The sequence below is a fragment of the Pseudomonas sp. BNK-44-b genome, from assembly GCF_047456245.1.
Classification (GTDB): Bacteria; Pseudomonadota; Gammaproteobacteria; order Pseudomonadales; family Pseudomonadaceae; genus Aquipseudomonas; species Aquipseudomonas machongensis.
The window spans coordinates 1,543,588-1,562,770 of sequence record NZ_CP179908.1 but is presented as its reverse complement, the minus strand read 5'-3'; the positions used below and the strand labels follow the sequence as shown (position 1 = coordinate 1,562,770).

At 61.4% G+C, this 19,183-nt stretch carries 11 protein-coding genes; 9 read left to right on the top strand and 2 right to left on the bottom strand.

Translation table 11 applies throughout. The features are described 5' to 3' along the window. Positions 1-214: 214 nt before the first annotated feature. The 3 genes from ACMGGG_RS07340 to ACMGGG_RS07330 all read left to right on the top strand — a co-directional run bounded on the left by ACMGGG_RS07340 (position 215) and on the right by ACMGGG_RS07330 (position 9,231). Entirely contained in the window at positions 215-4,417 is a 4,203-nt protein-coding gene (locus ACMGGG_RS07340) for a neuraminidase-like domain-containing protein (RefSeq protein ID WP_414155132.1), read from the top strand. A gap of 787 nt (positions 4,418-5,204) precedes the next feature. Further along, positions 5,205-8,843 (top strand): hypothetical protein, encoded by a 3,639-nt coding sequence (locus tag ACMGGG_RS07335; RefSeq protein WP_414155934.1) that lies wholly within the window; start codon positions 5,205-5,207, stop codon positions 8,841-8,843. Between the two features lie 178 nt (positions 8,844-9,021). Continuing rightward, positions 9,022-9,231 carry a hypothetical protein gene (locus ACMGGG_RS07330; protein ID WP_414155130.1) on the top strand — a complete coding sequence of 70 codons (210 nt, stop codon included), beginning with the start codon at positions 9,022-9,024 and terminating at the stop codon, positions 9,229-9,231. 40 nt (positions 9,232-9,271) lie between these two features. On the opposite strand, the gene ACMGGG_RS07325 is transcribed toward ACMGGG_RS07330, so the two are convergent. After that, on the bottom strand, positions 9,272-10,936 hold the full coding sequence (locus ACMGGG_RS07325) for an AMP-binding protein (RefSeq protein WP_414155129.1): 1,665 nt from the start codon (positions 10,934-10,936) through the stop codon (positions 9,272-9,274). Positions 10,937-11,215: 279 nt separating this feature from the next. Between ACMGGG_RS07325 and ACMGGG_RS07320 the strand changes: the two genes are divergently transcribed. Genes ACMGGG_RS07320 through ACMGGG_RS07305 form a run of 4 tightly spaced genes read left to right on the top strand, consistent with a single transcriptional unit; the run spans position 11,216 to position 16,774 of the window. Next, positions 11,216-12,379: an isovaleryl-CoA dehydrogenase gene (locus tag ACMGGG_RS07320; RefSeq protein ID WP_063544195.1), complete on the top strand. Its 1,164-nt coding sequence runs from the start codon at positions 11,216-11,218 to the stop codon at positions 12,377-12,379. 19 nt (positions 12,380-12,398) lie between these two features. Continuing rightward, positions 12,399-14,006 carry a carboxyl transferase domain-containing protein gene (locus ACMGGG_RS07315; protein ID WP_414155128.1) on the top strand — a complete coding sequence of 536 codons (1,608 nt, stop codon included), beginning with the start codon at positions 12,399-12,401 and terminating at the stop codon, positions 14,004-14,006. 3 nt (positions 14,007-14,009) lie between these two features. Further along, positions 14,010-14,822 carry a gamma-carboxygeranoyl-CoA hydratase gene (locus tag ACMGGG_RS07310; protein WP_414155127.1) on the top strand — a complete coding sequence of 271 codons (813 nt, stop codon included), beginning with the start codon at positions 14,010-14,012 and terminating at the stop codon, positions 14,820-14,822. Beyond that, the gene (locus ACMGGG_RS07305; RefSeq protein ID WP_414155126.1) at positions 14,819-16,774 is read left to right on the top strand and encodes an acetyl/propionyl/methylcrotonyl-CoA carboxylase subunit alpha; all 1,956 of its coding nucleotides are present in this window, start codon (positions 14,819-14,821) and stop codon (positions 16,772-16,774) included. The genes ACMGGG_RS07310 and ACMGGG_RS07305 overlap by 4 nt, the downstream gene beginning before the upstream one ends. 252 nt (positions 16,775-17,026) lie before the next feature. Here ACMGGG_RS07305 and ACMGGG_RS07300 read toward each other — a convergent pair whose 3' ends face one another. Further along, a complete protein-coding gene (locus ACMGGG_RS07300; protein ID WP_063544187.1) occupies positions 17,027-17,686 on the bottom strand; it encodes a S24 family peptidase in 660 nt (219 codons plus the stop codon). A gap of 130 nt (positions 17,687-17,816) precedes the next feature. On the opposite strand from ACMGGG_RS07300, the gene ACMGGG_RS07295 reads away from it, so the two are divergent. Together ACMGGG_RS07295 and ACMGGG_RS07290 are read left to right on the top strand one after the other, a co-directional pair. Next, the gene (locus ACMGGG_RS07295; RefSeq protein WP_054894738.1) at positions 17,817-18,125 is read left to right on the top strand and encodes a DUF6124 family protein; all 309 of its coding nucleotides are present in this window, start codon (positions 17,817-17,819) and stop codon (positions 18,123-18,125) included. Between the two features lie 441 nt (positions 18,126-18,566). Continuing rightward, positions 18,567-19,082 carry a DUF4880 domain-containing protein gene (locus ACMGGG_RS07290; RefSeq protein ID WP_414155125.1) on the top strand — a complete coding sequence of 172 codons (516 nt, stop codon included), beginning with the start codon at positions 18,567-18,569 and terminating at the stop codon, positions 19,080-19,082. Positions 19,083-19,183 lie beyond the last annotated feature (101 nt).

The window sequence follows — 19,183 nt, the reverse complement described above, 5'->3', positions numbered from 1 at the left end:
GGCGGCGCAAGCCGCTGTCACAACACAGTTCAGGCAAACCACGGCGTGGCCACTTTGAGCGCATGCCTGGCCCTGCATGAGCCTGCGAAACATCGACCTACCTAGTATTTCTGTCAGGTGTGCCCTGCGGCGGACGCGTGTAGTTTGCCGCAGTGGGCCTGGCGCAGATTTACAGCCGCGTCAGCGCAACAGCATCTGCCGAGGACTGTCCGCGATGAATGACGCCACCAACCCTGCCAACCGCCCAGACGCCGCCAACTACATGAAGCTGTTCCCGGAAGACCGCACACGCTGCGCGCCCGGGGCGTTGATGAGCAACGACAGCAGGCTGGCCTACCTGGTGCACCTCAAGGAACTGATTCAAGCGTTCGAAGTACGCGCGGATGTCAACGCACCGATCACCCTGCTGACACGGCGCCCTGACCTGCTGACGTTGAAGCTCGACGACAGAAACGCCCGGCGTACCCTGCCCAAGATCAGGATTACGCTTGAACTGCTGGAAAACCGTGCTCAGCAAGCCCTGGCAAAGAATCAGACGCTACAAGCAGCGGTTGCGCAAGGCTCCGGCCAAGCCAGTGTGCCCTTCCATCGTGCCTGGGAGTCGGTAAAAGCGACACTGGCGGCCAAACAGGTACAGTTGTGGGACCTGCTGAGTGCTACCAGCCTCTGTTATCCACTGTTCACATTCGACCATCTGCCCTCGGCCACCCAGCGGACTGCCACCACACTGGCCAGCGGTTTCTCGCCGCAACTGCGGACCCTGCTGCTCGACGCTACGCCCAGCGAGCTGATGCTCAGTGCAACCGCGTACGATACGACGCGAAAGCTGGCCAAGGCGCTGGCACTGAGCCGTCGTGAACTGCGCCAGTTGCTGGCTGTAGAGGCTGTCGGCAAGGGCGGTACGGCGGTGACCCGCAGCCCCCACGTGCCCACAGCCGCCAAGCCATCCAGCCAGGTATATGGCGCCGTGTTCATCAATAACGGTGCAACGCCGTTGTATCTGCTCGAATCGGCGCCCGCGCAGCCTGCGACAAAAAAAATCGTGCGCATCGAAGGCCTCACCGATGCCCACCTGGACCGCCTCCAACGCATACTGCGCCTGCAGCGGGCCCTGGGCCTGAGCGCAGCCCAGACTGACACGCTGGTCATGGCTGCGCTGCGTGCCGAAGGCCAGACCGGCAACTATCAATTGACGGACAAGACCCTGCGCGCACTCGGGCTGTTCCGTCATCTGCAGCAAAAATACAACGTCAGTGCCGAGCAGTATGCTGCGTTGATCGATGCACTCTCACCCTATGCCACCGGGCGGCAGGCTTCGTTCTACGACCAACTGTTCGCCGCCGGGCATGATGAAGACGGCCAACCTGCACAACCCTCCCTGAAACTGGACGACAAGGCGTTCGATCCTGCGTCCACCACAGGTGCCGACGGCCTGACAGTCAAGCAACTGGCGCTTGGCCTGAAGGTGGATGACACCTTGCTGCGGGGCATTTTGGATCGGGTGGTCAAAGCACAGAATCTGCAAAAACCGACACGCTCGCTGGCCGTGGTCTCGGCCTGCTACCGGATCGTTGCCCTGGCCCGGGTGTTCGGCACGTCGACCCTGCAGAGCCTGTCCCTGATCGACGTACTGATGAATCAGGACCCTGTCTACTGCCAACAATTGGCCGGCCAGCCAAGCCTTGCAGGCGAGCCCGGCAAAGCCGACATCATCGATGTGATCGCCGGTGTGCTGCAGGCTGCGGAGTGGCTGCAGCACCAGGGCATGGACGCCTTGCAACTGGCCTACCTGCTCAATCCCCGGGCGCCTGGCTTCCACCCGGCGTGGGGAAATGCGTTCAACCCTCAAGGCAGCCAGAACGCCGATGCCCTTCACCTGCAGCTGAAAACGGCACTGGGGCTCGAATCACCAAACCTTGTTGCGCCCCTGCTGCGCTGGGCCGGGGTCGACGCCGAGCTGTTGAGCACCCGGATAGCGGCCATCGCTGCGCAGTGTACTGCAGAGTCAACGACACCAAAGGCGTGCTTCACCGAAAGTGACCTCACGCAGTGGTCAACCCTGCAACGCTACGCCGACGTGACAAAACTGTTCAAACTCAGCGCACACTTGCTGGATCAGCTGACGCTTACCCCAGAGAGGTTCAACCTCAAGGATCCGAAATCGGACAAGTGCCGGCCGCTGGACCTGAGCACCCTCTATCAACTCGGCCGTTACAAGGCAGTACTGGCCAGGCTAGCACTGGGCATGGGTGAACAGGACCTGCTGGTTCACCTGCAAAGGTTCGAGGCGCACGACGAAGCGTCATCTGCAGACAACACGGCAAAAGAACATTGGGCCGCCCTGGAACAGCTGCTCGGCCGCACCAGCGGTTCTCTCTGTGGTTTGATCGACATTGCGCCGCCCGACACCTTGACGGGCATCGATCGCCTGCTGCGCACCCTCGAGCTGGCAGACAAACACCAGCTGGCACTGGACACCTTGTTGCAACTGAGCAAGCTGCCCAGCACCGACAGCTACGCCCCCTTCCAGCAGGCCGCCGTGGCCCTGCGCAAAGGCTGCAGCGCCAAGCAGCGCAAGGTGGTCGATGAACAGCACAGCGTTGCCTGGCGCGACGCCCTGATGCAGTGGATGATCGCCAAATGGGCGCCGACCGACCCGGCACACAGCTGGATCACCAGCACGCAGACCCTGGCCGACTACCTGCTGATCGACCTGCAGGTGTCTCACGAACCCCTGACCACCCGCACGCTGTCGGCCACCGCCAGCCTGCAACGCTACCTGCACCAGATCCACTCACGCCTGGAAAACGGCTACCGCAGCACCGCGATCAGCGACGCCGAGCGCGACGAATGGGAAAACTTCAGCAGCAGCTACGAGCGCTGGAGGCTGCGCCAGGATGCGCACAACGAGCCCCAGAACTTCATCGACCCCACCCGCCGCCAGCGCAAGACCAGCGCCTTCAAAGACCTGGAGACTCAGCTGGCGCAGGGCAAATGCCAGCCCGAAGACATCCATATGGCCATGCTTGGCTATCTGAGTACTTTCGAAACCCTGAGCAATATCCAGCCGATCTCCGTGTATGCCGACGGCACCTCGCCACTGACCGATACCTACCATTTCATCGGCAAGACCAACGTCGAGCCGACCGAGTTCTACTGGCGCACCCTGGACATGTCGCAGCGTGATCAACAGGGCGTGCCGAGCATGTTGGCGTGGGGCGAGTGGGAGAAGATCAGCCTGGCGGTCAGCGCAACGATCGCGCTGACCCCACTGCCGCCGAAGACGGACGACAACCGTACCCATATCGAGCTGATCCGCCCGGTGATCGTTGCCGGTCGTCGTTATGTGGTGTGGGTCGAGCGTGATACCACCGGGATTCCCATGGGGCCCGACAGCAAGCCCAGCGAGTACTTTGCCTTGCGGGTGTTATTCGCCTTCCAGCAGACCGATGGCAACTGGAGCCCGCCCAATGAGTTCATGACGCTGGACGGGCATGACGAGCAAGGCGTGTTCAAGAGCAGCGAAGTACTGGCGACCAACACAGCAGGGACTGCTGCAAACACCAACGTGTATTTGAAGACCAGGACGTTCATGCCGGGGTTGATGGTCATGGTCAACATCCATGGGGATCGGTTGCACGACCCCTGGTTGACCACCGTGGTGTTCGATAGCTCACTGCCAGCGGAGGAAGGAAAAGAGCCGACACGCAACGTTGATTATTTCATCAGCACCAAGGACCTGCTGTTGCTCGAGGACAAAGCGCTCGATCTCGGTAACGTGACGGACCGCCCCATCGAGACAAACATGGTGAAGCTGTGGTTGAGCTTCTTCCGAGACCCGCGGACGGTACAACATCCCTATGTGGGGGCGGTTACCCAGCTGAAGACGGTCGAGGAAGATTCCACAGCGTTCAGCTGGAGCGACCTGGCTTCTAAAGATGAAGTAAAAGATCGCTACGAAATCAGTACGCTCGGGCAGGCCTCTATTGAGGCATCATTGTCTGACGCTTTGGATTGCATTTCAGTCGATGTCACGCTGGACAGCGCATTGAGGTTGAGAAAAGACAACCTAAACCTTTCAGCAACGTTTGAATCAGACTGCGGTTTCAGAATGCTATCTCTGAAAATGCATTATGGTCCTGCAGACTCATTCGACGCCGACAACATCCTTAGCTCCTTCATAACTGTAGAAAACAGCCACGAAATAAGCCAACTAAAAAAAGCAGACGATAAAGAAACTCAAATAAAAAACAAACTAAATGAAATAGAAAAAGAATGGGATTACGCAGAACACTACTCAAAACCAGAGGCATACGCCGAAAAACTCAAAGAGTTCGAAAAAAAAAACGAAAAACCTGAAAGATCAATTAAACTCAGCAAAAGCACAAAAACACCACTGCATAGAGAAAAACTTTAAATCCATCATATTCACAAGCGAAACAACATATGGGCATTTACTAGAAGAGCTTTCAGACAAGATCTCACAAGAAGAGATTTCACAAAACGAGATTTCAATAACCTCCTACATAAAACTAACCGCACAATTCAGCACCCCTGAAAACTCATACTGTTATAAAAAATTAACCTCCAACACCAAAGGCTTTTTAGTACCGAAAAGCTGGAGACTGTCAAACTGGGAAGATGCCTCTGAGATACTGAAAATTCATTCCAAAAAAAACGGTCCCATTTATTCAAAAGAAACATGGGAGCAGCCGCTGCCAGAATTCTCCGAGCTTATCGAAGCGACCCCAGATTACGCCGGACTCACTGTAAGCCTGAACATTAAACCAACAGGAAGCTCAAACCCCAGCTGGACACTGTCATCCCGTGAGCTGGCACGACTTGACGAACAATACCTGCAGACATTCAAAACTTTACCCACCGACAACGCTGACGCATTCAGTAAAATTAAGAATTTCCTGCTCAAAGTACGCTACCTACCTGCAGATCAGTATTCCAAACTGGTTGGCATCACCAACATCGAGCAACCACGCCAGCCCATCGCACTGCACACCGCCATTGACAACGCCAAAGCACTGGACAAGGCAGACGCGATCAACACGCTCATCGCCGAAGAGCTCGATGAATTAAAAAAAATCGCGCCCGACCTGGCTGACGAATCGCTGCAGGCGATATTACGCCTTAGATACTTCCATCCGGCGGCCTGCCGCAAAATCCTTTTTTACCTTGATCCCAAGCACGAAATGGCATTCGAGGACACGTTGATCGCCAACGGCAAAGGTGCTGTCAATTTTGCCCTCCCCATCAACAAGGACATTCGTGACTATACTGTCTCGCTAGACTTCTATGACGAACAAGTCAGTACAACCGCCCCCATCGCAACGGCTACCTGCGCCTATACCCTGGAAGAGAAAGACGACGACGCGATCCCCAGTGTGCAGATCTGCCGCAATGAAGCACAGGCGCTGTACCTGGACTTCAAGGAGGTCAATGACAAAGCCGAAGACCAGACCAGTGCCCCCCCTTTCCGTACCCTGCGGCTGAACACCCTGTTTGGCAAGCAACTGGTGGCACTGGCTACTCAATCGGTCGAACAATCGCTGTCATGGACGGCCCAACACTTGCCGGAACCGCCCCTGGAACCTGCAAGTTCAGGCACCATCGTCGACCTGCGCAGCGCCAACGGCTTGTACTTCTGGGAGCTGTTCTTCCACGTGCCGTTCCTGGTCACCTGGCTGCAACGCCAGAACCGCGAATACAGCCAAGCCTGGCGCTGGTGCACACGGTTCCTGTTCGACCCCTACCGCACCTGGGTGCCCGAGGGGAACCACCCGCCGCTGTTCTGGCTGACAAGACCTCTGCTGGCCCGTGCAGCCTTCACCGCCAGCGCCCAGACCAACGACCCGGACCTGCTGGCCTACGCCGAACCCGAGCGCTACCGCAAGGCGCTGCACCTGTTCGTGGTGGAAAACTGGCAACGCCAGGGTGATGACCAATACCGCATGCTGACGCTGGATTCGCTGGTCGAGGCCGCGTTGTGCTATGACAAGGCGCTGCGCCTGATCGGCGTGCTCCCCGAAGACCTGTCCAGCGCACCGGCCCAGCCACCGACGCTAGCGGAGGCCAGTTCCACGGCCTTTACCCCGCCGCTGAACAACAAGCTCGTCACGCTGCGCAACCTGCTGCGTGACCGTCTGTTCAACCTGCGCCACGGCCTGACCCTCGATGGCAAGCCCGCTGCGATCATGCTCGACCCCGACACACTCGACCAGATCGCACTGGGCAACAGCGTTGTCGCCCAGGACCGGGGCGAGGCCACGCCGGTTGCGCCCATCGTGCCCCCCTGCCGTTACGAGGAGGCGCGCAAATGCGCCGGAGAAGCGGTGCAGCAACTGATCGCCTTGGGGCAAACCTTGCTGGGCTTCTACAACACCGAAGCCGCCCAGCAACTGGAACTGCTCGGCAAACGCAACCTGATCAGGCTGCTGGACTTCCCTTGTCAGCTGCAGGAGCAAGCGCTGGAACTGGCCAAGCGCGAGCGTGACACCGTGTTGCGCTCCAGAGCCATGATTGAACAACGTCAGGAGTATTACCAGCGGCTGGTGGACGAAGGCGTGATCGAGCTGGAAACGGCTGTGCTTGCACTGGCAACGTCTTCTGTCGCCACCCGCCTGCCATCGGTTCCCAGCTACGCCATGGCAGCGGGCGCCGCAATGGCACCGACCATTTTCGGTATGGCGGTGGGTGGTTTCAGCCCGCAGGAAGCATTTGAGTCGGCGGCCAATGCTTGGGAGGCTGTGGCCGAGACACTCGAAACCATGAGCAATACGATCGACAAGCAAGCGGAATACATTCTGCGTCGCCAGCAATGGCAGCATGAAGCCGACCAGGCCACACATGAACTCGGCATCATCGATGCTCAACTGCGCGAGCGAGACATACAGATCAAGGCCGCCGGCATCGCCGTGCACGAGGCCCGTGCAACCCGCCAGGCGCACCAGGCCGAATACGAGGTCATGCAATCGGTATTCGCCAGCCACACCACTTATCTGTGGTTGATCGGTCGGCTGTCGGAGATCTACAGCACCGCGTACGACGCAACCACTTCCCTTTGCCTGATGGCCGAAAACTGCCTGCGGTACGAACTCGGCGATTTCACCAGTCGCTGGATCAGGACGGACGGCTGGCTCGACAACTGGCGTGGGATGCTTGCGGGCGAAGCGCTTGAGCGCGACCTGATGCAAATGGATGTGGCGGCGATTCGCGACAACCACAGGCCGCTGGATATCCGCAAGGATTTCTCCCTGCTGGAACTCACCGGCTGGACCGCCAGCCAATTGCACGAGCAACTGGACAAGGATGAAATCCTGTTCGAGCTGCCGGCACGAGTGTTCGACATCGATTTCCCAGGCCATTACCTGCGCCGCCTGGAACGCATCACGCTGGCCTTCGAAATCCCAGGGTCAGGTTCTTCGAAACCTATCTCGGCCATGCTCTACCAGACCTCGAACAAGGTGCTTCTGGAAGCGGACATCGAAGGCGCCCGCCACCTGTATTCGGCCAGCCAAGGCAGCCCCAAGCATGTGCTTCGCGACCTCCGGCCGAACCAGAGCATTGCCCTGTGGTCGGTCAAGGAAGTGTCGCGTAACTTCGATCTGCAGCCGTCGGTACCCGACAAGGCCCGCTATCAACCCTTCGAAGGCACCGGGCTGATCTCGAGCTGGCGGCTGGCGTTCCCAGGCGGCGCCAGGAACAACCCTGAGTTTTACAGGGACAATGAGTGCAGGCTCAAAGACATCACCATCACCGTCAGCTACAGCGCGGTTGATGGTCCTACGGCATTTCGCGACGAAGTCAAGCAGCTGCTGCAGGCCGAAAGTACAACCGGCTCTGCTGATGGGGGCGACAGCGCAGCAGGCGAATCACCAAGCGGCAACGGCAGCAGTCAGCCAGCAAGTTCAGGTAACGCTGACAATGCCATCGTCACTGCACGAGAAGCGGAACAGGCCGCCAATGCGGCACTGGCAACCGCCCAGGCGCAGGCTGACAATCCGGCTCTGAAGGCGCCCGAGGCGGCCAAGCAGCTCAAGCAAGTGACTGAAGCGATCGCCAAAGCCGAGAAAGCTGCCGAAGCGGCCAGCACCGCCCGCAAGAACACCGAAGCCGCTGCAAAGAAAGGCCAGGTGGACAGCGCGCAAGCCAGCGCAGATGAGGCGCAGAAAAACGCCAAGTCGGCCCGGGAGGCCGCCGAGTCGGCTCAGAATGCCTGCAAGGATGCACAGGACGCGGCCAAGGCTCGCGAGGCGGCTGCGCGTGAAGCTGCTGAAAAGGCTGCTCAAGAAGCCGCCGACAAGCTCAAGGCTGAGATCGCCACAGCGGTTGCCTCTGCCAAGGCCGCAGCCGAGGCCGCCGAGGCCTCACAGAAGTCGGCGCAAGCCGACTATCAAGCCACGTCCATGAACATCCCCGAGGCAAGCGCAGAAAAAAAAGAGGCGACGGGTGCAATGGGCAAACTGCAAGCAGCCGTGGACGAGGCAAAAAAGGCGTATCAGGACGCCGAGGCAGCGGCCAGCGAAGGCGAGCTTGCAACCGCACAAGCCAAAGCCCGTTCAGCTCAGGAGGCTGCAAAACGCGCAGACTCCCATGCCAAAACCATTGCCGCCATACGCAAGAAGACCGACACCTTCCAAACGCTCGCTCAACTGCAAGCAGCGGCCAAAGACCTCGTGGGCAAGCAGGTCCAGTACGCCTACAAAACAGGAGAAACGTGCACCGCGAAAGTGGTGTCTTGGGCGGAAGACCACGTCAAGTTCGAAGGTTGGGGAGGTGGGCCCGCGACAAAAATGATGTTCTCGTCCATTGCTTATCTGAAAGCCAATTGAGGCCATATGAACGTTCTGGGACGAAGCTCAGCCAGGGGATTTCAGCGCACTTAGCCGAGCTATCAAGGGTTTTCGCGACCGTTAGCGCTGCATGACACAGGAGTGCGCCCATGCCTGACCAATGACCCCTGAAACTCAATACACATTGACGCATGACTCAACCCAAGGATAAATGAACATGGCTACCGAACAGGAACTGAAAAAACTGCTTGCCGAAAAATTCGACAAGAAAGAGGCCGATATCAGCGGCGCAACAAAAGTTTCCGACATCGTCAGCAGTACCTCAAAACTGGTTCGATACCTCAATGACGATTTAGGAACCGACCTGGCAGAAAGCGATATCCAAGACGCCGAAACCTTCGACGATTTGTTCAAGGCTGTTAAGTGACATGTCCTATCCGCCTGGCCTTCTCAGGCCAGGCGGCGCTTCAGTGCGGCGCAAGTTCCGCGATGCTGATCTCGCGCATCCGGAATTTCTGCACCTTGCCGGTCACCGTCATCGGAAACTCGTCGACGAAGCGGAAATGCCGCGGCACCTTGAAGTGCGCAATGTGCGCCTTGCACCAGGCCTGCAAGTCCTCGACCGTGGCGCTGTGCCCGGGGTGCAGCTTGATCCAGGCAACGATTTCCTCGCCGTAGCGGCTGCACGGAATCCCGATCACCTGAGCATCGGCTACCGCCGGGTGGGTATAGAAGAACTCCTCGAGCTCGCGCGGATAGATGTTTTCGCCCCCGCGGATGATCATGTCCTTGTTGCGTCCGACGATACGCACATAGCCCTGCTCGTCCATCACCGCCAAGTCGCCCGTGCGCATCCAGCGCGCCGGATCGATCGCCTGGTGAGTGGCTTCAGGGTTATTCCAGTAGCCAAGCATCACGCTGTAGCCGCGGGTGCACAATTCGCCGATCTCGCCCCGCGGGACGATCACACCCTGCGCATCCACCAGCTTGGTCTCCAACTGCGGCTGGGTGCGTCCAACCGTCGTCACGCGTAGCTCCAGCTCGTCGCCAGGGCCGGTCTGCAGCGACACCGGGCTGGTCTCGGTCATGCCGTAGGCGATCTGCACTTCACCCATGTGCATCTGCTCGATCACCCGGCGCATCACCTCGATCGGGCAGGTAGCGCCGGCCATGATGCCGCTGCGCAGGGTCGAGAGGTCCAGGATACTGCGCGACGGGTGGTCGAGCATGGCGATGAACATGGTCGGCACGCCATAGAGGATGCTGGCACGCTCTTCGGCCACAGCCTGGAGCGTCAACTCGGGGTCGAAGGCATCGTTGGGGTAGATCATGGTGCTGCCGTGGGTGATGCAGCCCAGATTGGCCATGACCATGCCAAAGCAGTGGTACAGCGGCACCGGGATTACCATGCGGTCCCGTTCGCTCAGGCCCAGGCTTTCGCCGACCATGAAGCCGTTGTTGAGGATGTTGTAGTGGCTGAGCGTGGCGCCTTTCGGCGCGCCAGTGGTGCCGGAGGTGTACTGGATGTTCACCGCCTGGTCGAACTGCAAGCCCTGCTGCCTCGCCTGCAGCGTCTGGGGATCGACCTGCCCTCCCCGCTCGGCCAGCGCATCCCAGGGCAGAAAACCGCCGGGCGGGGTGGACGACAGGCTGATGACGCCACGCAGGTCCGGCAGGCGCTCACTCGCCAGCGGCTGCGCACCCAGCTCGGGCACCAGTTCCTGGACCATCGCGTGATAGTCGGACGACTTGAAAGCATCGGCGCACACCAGCCAACTGCAGCCGGACTGACGCAGCACGTACTCCAGCTCGCTCACCCGGTACGCAGGGTTGATGTTGACCAGGATCGCGCCGACCTTCGCCGTGGCGATCTGCAGGATGCACCATTGCGCGCAGTTCGGCGCCCAGATACCGACTCGATCGCCACTGGCCACGCCCAGGGCAATCAGCGCCCGGGCGTGCACCTCGACCTGCTCGGCCAGCGCCCGCCAGCTGTAGCGCAGGCCTTGGTGGCGCACCACCAGGGCCTCGCGCTCGGGCCAGCGGGTGACGGTGGCATCGAACGCCTGGCCGATGGTCTGGGTCAGCAGGGGCCGGTCCTGGCGGCCGCGGGTGTAGCTTGGTTGACTCATGGGTGTCCCTTCTTGTGGTTGTTCTGGGCATGACTGAAGCAAGCGAAGGGTACTTTGGCGCACATTTACGTTTACGTAAAGGTGATGATCCAATTGACAGCCCGAAAAGGCAGGTTTACGTTAACGTCAACCACGAGCAACGACCCTGTGGGAGCGGGCTTGCCCGCGATGAGGCCGGACCAGACAACATCGCTGGCCGTTCTGACGGGCATCGCGGGCAAGCCCGCTCCCACAGGGTCGGTGCAATACCTCGAATTTCAAGAACAACAAGGTGCCCCCATGCATTACCCCAGCCTGAACTTCGCCTTGGGCGAGACCATCGACATGCTCCGCGACCAGGTGCGCACCTTCGCTGCCGCCGAACTCGCCCCGCGCGCGGCGCAGATCGACCACGACAACCTGTTCCCCGCCGACATGTGGCGCAAGTTCGGCGACATGGGCCTGCTGGGCATCACTGTTTCCGAGGAGTACGGCGGCGCGGGCCTGGGCTACCTGGCCCATGTGGTGTCGATGGAAGAGATCAGCCGTGCCTCGGCCTCGGTGGCACTCTCCTACGGCGCCCATTCCAACCTCTGCGTCAACCAGATCAACCGCAACGGCACCCATGAGCAGAAGCTCAAGTACCTGCCCAAGCTGATCAGCGGCGAGCACATCGGCGCCCTGGCCATGAGCGAGCCCAATGCCGGCTCCGACGTGGTGTCGATGAAACTGCGCGCCGAGAAACGCGGCGACCGCTACGTACTCAACGGCAGCAAGACCTGGATCACCAACGGCCCCGACGCCAACACCTACGTGATCTACGCCAAGACCGACCTGGACAAGGGCCCGCACGGCATCAGCGCATTCATCGTCGAACGTGACTGGAAGGGCTTCTCGCGCAGCAACAAGTTCGACAAGCTGGGCATGCGTGGCTCCAACACCTGCGAGCTGTTCTTCGATGGCGTGGAAGTGCCGGAAGAAAACATCCTCGGCCAGCTCAACGGCGGTGTGCGCGTGCTGATGAGCGGCCTGGACTACGAGCGCGTGGTGCTCTCGGGCGGACCGACCGGCATCATGCAGAGCTGCATGGACCTCGTGGTGCCCTACATCCACGATCGCAAGCAGTTCGGCCAGAGCATCGGCGAGTTCCAGCTGATCCAGGGCAAGATCGCCGACATGTACACCCAGCTCAACGCCAGCCGCGCCTACCTCTATGCCGTAGCCCAGGCCTGCGACCGTGGCGAGACCACGCGCAAGGACGCCGCCGGGGTGATCCTCTACACCGCCGAGCGCGCCACGCAGATGGCCCTGGAAGCGATCCAGATCCTCGGCGGCAACGGCTACATCAACGAGTTCCCGGCCGGGCGCCTGCTGCGCGATGCCAAGCTCTACGAGATCGGTGCCGGTACCAGCGAAATCCGCCGGATGCTGATCGGCCGCGAATTGTTCAACGAAACCCGCTGAGCACAAGGAACTGGCGTCCATGGCTACCTTGCACACCCAGATCAACCCGCGCTCGGCGGAGTTCGCCAGCAACAGCGCGGCCATGCTCGAACAGGTCGGTGCCCTACGCTCCCTGCTGGCCCAGGTCAGCCAGGGCGGCGGGCCCAAGGCCCAGCAGCGCCACACTTCGCGTGGCAAGTTGCTGCCGCGCGAGCGCATCGACCGCCTGCTCGACCCGGGCTCGGCGTTTCTCGAGATCGGCCAGCTCGCCGCCCATGAGGTGTATGGCGAAGACGTACCGGCAGCAGGCGTCATCGCCGGCATCGGTCGCGTCGAAGGGGTCGAGTGCATGATCGTGGCCAACGACGCCACGGTCAAAGGCGGCTCCTACTACCCGCTGACCGTGAAGAAACACCTGCGCGCGCAGACCATCGCCCTGCAGAACCGCCTGCCGTGCATCTACCTGGTCGACTCCGGCGGCGCCAACCTGCCGCGCCAGGACGAGGTGTTCCCCGACCGCGAGCACTTCGGGCGGATCTTCTTCAACCAGGCCAACATGAGCGCTCTGGGGATCCCGCAGATCGCCGTGGTGATGGGCTCGTGCACCGCAGGTGGCGCCTATGTGCCGGCCATGGCCGACGAGGCGATCATGGTGCGCCAGCAGGCGACCATCTTCCTCGCCGGCCCGCCGCTGGTGAAGGCCGCCACCGGCGAGGTGGTGAGCGCCGAAGAGCTGGGCGGCGCCGACGTGCATTGCCGCACCAGCGGTGTGGCCGACCACTACGCCGACAACGATGAACACGCCCTGGCCATCGCCCGGCGCAGCGTCGCCAACCTCAACTGGCACAAGCTGGGCAAGCTGCAATGCCAGGCGCCGGTTGCTCCGTTGTATGGCGCAGAAGAGCTGTATGGCGTGGTCCCGGCTGACGCCAAGCAACCGTTCGACGTGCGCGAGGTGATCGCGCGGCTGGTCGACGGTTCGGTGTTCGATGAATTCAAGGCCCTGTTCGGCACCACCCTGGTGTGCGGTTTCGCTCACCTGCACGGCTATCCGGTGGCGATCCTGGCCAACAACGGCATCCTCTTCGCCGAAGCCGCGCAAAAAGGCGCACATTTCATCGAACTGGCCTGCCAGCGCGGCATCCCGCTGTTGTTCCTGCAGAACATCACAGGGTTCATGGTCGGCAAGAAATACGAGGAAGGCGGCATCGCCAAGCACGGCGCCAAGCTGGTGACCGCGGTGGCCTGCGCCCAGGTGCCGAAGTTCACGGTGATCATCGGCGGCAGCTTCGGTGCTGGCAACTACGGCATGTGCGGGCGCGCCTACGATCCGCGCTTCTTGTGGATGTGGCCCAACGCGCGGATCGGCGTGATGGGCGCCGAACAGGCCGCCGGCGTGCTGGCCCAGGTCAAGCGCGAACAGAGTGAACGCAGTGGCGAAGTGTTCAGCGCCGATGACGAGAAGAAGCTCAAGCAGCCGATCCTCGACCAGTACGAGCGCCAGGGCCACCCCTACTACTCCAGCGCCCGGCTGTGGGATGACGGCGTCATCGACCCGGCGCAAACCCGTGAAGTGCTGGGCCTTGCCTTGTCCGCCGCGCTGAACGCCCCGATCGAACAGAGCCGCTTCGGCATTTTCCGGATGTGACCCATGAGCGATTTTGCCACCCTCGAAGTGATAAAGGATCCTCGCGGCTTCGCCACCCTGTGGCTGAGCCGGGAAGACAAGAACAACGCCTTCAACGCCCGGATGATTCGCGAACTGATCGTTGCCATCGACCAACTGGGCGAAGATGCCAGCCTGCGCTTCGTGCTGCTGCGTGGCCGTGGCCGGCACTTCAGCGCCGGAGCAGACCTGGCCTGGATGCAGCAGTCGGCGCAGCTGGATTTCAATACCAACCTGGACGACGCCCATGAACTGGGCGAGTTGATGTATGCGTTGCATCGCCTGAAGACGCCGACCCTGGCAGTGGTCCAGGGCGCCGCATTCGGTGGAGCGCTGGGCCTGATCAGTTGCTGCGACATGGCCATCGGCACCGAGGACGCACAGTTGTGTCTTTCGGAGGTACGCATCGGCCTGGCACCGGCGGTGATCAGTCCGTTCGTGGTCAAGGCCATCGGTGAGCGTGCCGCCCGCCGCTATGCCCTGACCGCCGAGCGCTTCAGCGGTGCGCGCGCCCGCGAACTGGGCCTGCTGGCCGAGGTGTACCCCGCCAGCGAACTGGACAGCCAGGTCCAGGCCTGGATCGACAACCTGCTGCTCAACAGCCCGCAGGCCCTGCGTGCCACCAAGGACCTGCTGCGCGAGGTAGACGATGGCGAGCTGAGCCCTGCCCTGCGCCGTTACACCGAGAACGCCATCGCCCGCATTCGCGTCAGCCCCGAAGGCCAGGAGGGCCTGAGCGCCTTCCTGGAAAAACGCCGCCCCGCCTGGCAGCCTGTCGACAAGGAACCTCGCCCATGAGCCACCCCACGCTGACCACCCTGCTGGTCGCCAACCGCGGCGAGATCGCCTGCCGGGTGATGCGTACCGCCAAGGCCATGGGCCTGACCACCGTCGCGGTGCACAGCGCCACCGACCGTGACGCCCGGCACAGCCGCGAGGCCGATATCCGCGTCGACCTGGGCGGCACCAAGGCCGCCGACAGCTACCTGGTGATCGACAAGCTCATCGCTGCAGCCAAGGCCAGTGGTGCACAGGCGATTCATCCCGGCTACGGTTTTCTTTCCGAGAACGCAGGCTTTGCCCGTGCCATCGAGCAGGCCGGGCTGATCTTCCTCGGCCCACCGGCCAGCGCCATCGATGCCATGGGCAGCAAGTCGGCGGCCAAGGCCTTGATGGAAGCTGCCGGGGTGCCGCTGGTGCCCGGCTACCACGGTGACGCCCAGGACCTGGAGACCTTCCGTGCCGCTGCCGAGCGCATTGGTTATCCGGTGCTGCTCAAGGCCAGTGCCGGCGGGGGCGGCAAGGGCATGAAGGTGGTCGAGCAAGAGAGCGAGCTGGCCGACGCTCTGGCCTCGGCACAGCGCGAGGCGCAGTCGTCGTTCGGTGATGCACGGATGTTGGTGGAAAAGTACGTGCTCAAACCTCGGCACGTGGAAATCCAGGTGTTCGCCGACCAACACGGCCACTGCCTGTATCTCAACGAGCGTGACTGCTCTATCCAGCGTCGCCATCAGAAGGTTGTCGAAGAGGCACCGGCTCCAGGCTTGTCGGCGCAACTGCGCCAAGCCATGGGCGAGGCTGCGGTGCGCGCAGCCCAGGCCATCGGTTATGTCGGTGCGGGCACGGTGGAGTTCCTGCTCGATGCCCGCGGCGAGTTCTTCTTCATGGAAATGAACACCCGCCTGCAGGTCGAACACCCGGTCACCGAGGCGATCACCGGGCTGGACCTGGTGGCCTGGCAAATCCGTGTAGCGTGCGGCGAGGCATTGCCGATCACCCAGGATCAGGTGCCGCTGGTCGGCCATGCCATCGAGGTGCGGCTGTATGCAGAGGATCCGGCCAATGACTTCCTGCCGGCCACCGGCACCCTGGCGCTGTACCGCGAATCGGCGCCAGGCGAAGGGCGTCGGGTCGACAGCGGGGTCAGCGAGGGCGATGTGATCTCGCCGTACTACGACCCGATGCTGGGCAAGCTGATCGCCTGGGGGCAGGATCGCGAACAGGCGCGTTTGCGCCTGCTGGCCATGCTCGACGAGTTCGCCATCGGCGGCTTGAAAACCAATATCGCCTTCCTGCGGCGCATCCTCGCCCATCCGGCCTTCGCCGCCGCCGAGCTGGACACCGGCTTCATTGGTCGTCATCACGAGGTGCTGCTGCCCGCCACAGGCGAGCGCCCGGCGATGTTCTGGCAAGCCGCTGCCGAAGCCTGGCTGCAGAGCGGCTCACCACAGCGGCGCGCAGACGACGGTGACTCGCCCTGGGCCCACAACAATGGCTTGCGCCTGGGCCTGCCAGCTCGCAGCAGCCTGCATCTTTCATGCGACGGTCAGGACCAGGCCGTGGCGCTGCAGAACAGCGCGCCCTCGGCATTCCAACTGCTCGGCGAGCACTTGGTGCAGGATCAGGATGGCCTGCGTCGGCGCTACCTGGCCATTCGTCGCGAAGGGGTGCTGTACCTGCAATGGGCGGGCGAACTGCACGCGGTCACGGCGTTCGATCCGATTGCCGCCGCCGAGGCCAGCCATAGCCATCAGGGCGGTCTGGGCGCGCCCATGAACGGCAGCATCGTGCGCGTGCTGGTCGAAGCGGGCCAGGCGGTGGAAGCCGGAACAGCGCTGGTAGTGCTGGAGGCGATGAAGATGGAGCACAGTATTCGTGCACCGCAGGCGGGGACAGTGAAGGCGCTGTTCTGCCAGGAGGGCGATATGGTCAGCGAAGGGACGGTGCTGGTGGAACTGGAGGAGCGCTGAGGGCCCAACAAGAGCAGCTGTCTTGTTCAAAATCCAAAGGCCAGCCCAATCCACTGTGGGAGCAACTGTCTTGCTCAAAATCTAAAGATCAGCCCAATCCCCTGTGGGAGCGGGCTTGTCCCGCGAACACGGGCGTAGCCCGTGCCAGGCAGCGCGGTGTCTTTTTCGCGGGTAAACCCGTTCCCACAGGAGACTGGCCGATTTTGAACCTTTGTAGGCCGTGTGCCGCCCCTGCAGGAACACCGGGCGGGGTCAATGCCGCCCGTGCGACCTCACCACCACGCCCAGCACTTCGAAATCCTCGCCGCACAGCAGCTTCGGGTAGGTCGGGTTCAACGGTTTGAGGTACCGCTGCCCGCCATCCTCGACCAGTTGCCGGAACATCGCCGAGGTGCCCTTCTGTCTGGCGATCACCAGCTTGCCTGGCGCCGCCGACACGCCCGGATCCACCAGCACCAGCATCTGCTCGGGCACGCTGGGGCCGGTCGCTGCGCTCATCAGGTCGCCTTCGACCGGCAACCAGAAGGCTTTGCCCAGCGCCGCATAGTCGGTCTGCTCATAGACAATGCAACCCTCGGGCCACGGCCCGTCCAGCTCGGTCCAGGCCAGCACGGGGTAGCGGAAGCACATGATGTACTGCTGCAGGTCGTCGTCATCCCCGCCTGCCTCGGCCGCATAGGTGCCATTGCGTTCGGCCAGTTGGTCAATGCGTACCATGCGCAGCGAAACATGCAGGTGCGCCATGCCCAGGGCCTGCAGGACCTGGTTCATCATGCCCACCTTCGGCTGGCGAGTGCCGCGCAGCCAATGGCCAACACCGCCCTGGGTCACCCCAACGCGTTCGGCGAGTTGCTCCTGCGAAAGCCCCAGCTCTCGCATCCTTTGCTTGACCAGCGCGATCCATTTTTCCATCGCCCGCACGATACGGACTGCCCATCAGCGCTCAATACACATATTGTATTATTAATCTGATAGTCATGAGTACTTTTCGTATTAGTATTCGAGTGTACTGATTTCCCTATCACGCACAACAGGTAACAGGATGAAACCGATGACACATCCAGAAAAGGATTTGGACGGCGAAGCCGCGCGTCGCGCGCTCGACTACTACCTCAACCCAACACCACCGCACACCAGCATCGACAGCGTGCCGTGGCGGCTGCGCGACGAGGTCTCCCCCGAGCAGGCCAACGCGCACGCTTTGGCCTTGTTGCGCTGCGCAGCCGCCACGGCACAGCAAACCGGTAGCCACCAACAGGGCACGACCCGAGAGGTGCTGTTCGCACTGATGCATATGGTGAACATGGCCCGCGCGATGCTGGAGCAACGGCAAGCGCCACAGGGGCTATGAGAGACGGGAGTACGTGATGGCCGGGTAATGAACATTGCCCGGTTGCCGGACAGAGGAAGCGCACAGGAAATTATTTTTCTGAAGGACAGAAAAATCATTTGACTTGCAAATGATAACGATTATTATTGCACTCAGCAGGTCGCGAGACCCGCTGGATAACCTGGAGCCCTCAGGTCGGGCGCTCAGATTATCTCCTCATCAGGCTAATCACGGTTTTTGACCCGGTTTTTTTGCCGGGTCATTTTTTTTGGCTCTTCAGGCTAATGAAGAAGGGTTACCGCATTGAATGGCCGCGATGATAGCAAAGGTGTGTCAATTCGTGAATGCGTGTTGCAGCGTTTTGCGCAAACAGCACTTGAGAATCAATCTCGTTAAGATTAAGCTGCCTGCGCATCAGGGAGGATGCCCCCTCTCCCCCTCTTCTCGCGCAAGGAGCCGTCCATGACCCGTCTGCTGCTGCCCCTCGAGCATGGCCCGCAAGTCGTCCATACGCCTACCGAAGACGCGCTGCTGCATGGCCTCAAGCGCTTGCCGCGCCGGGTTCAGCAGGTGTTTCTGTTCAGCCGCCTCGACCAGCTCGGCATCGCTGACATTGCTGCCCGTCTCGACCTGCCCCTGCTGACCGTCGAACGCCATCTCTTCCAGGCCCTGCAAAGCGCATTACCGCGTGGCGAACCGCTGGCCAGCATTGCCGGGCAATGGTACGTACGCCTGCAAAGCCCGGAAGCGACCACCTGCGAACGCATCGACTTCCGTCGCTGGCTGGACGCCGCACCAGAGCATCTGCAGGCCTTCGAGCAGACCGAATGGTGCTGGCGCAGCCTGCTGGCTCCAGCCCGCCACTTGGGCCAGGATGGCGGATATCGCAATGGCCGCGCAGCACTCTCGATGGGTGGGTGTTCGATCGCCGTCGGCCTGGGCGTTGCCGCATTGATCGCCTTCGGCCTGCTCGGCTGATACGCCAGCGCTGCGCGCGAGGGCTTGTTGCGTGAGGGGCCAGCACAGACACCCCACCTGTCGTTGAGCTACAGTAGCGTCACAACAAAGCCACAGGAGTC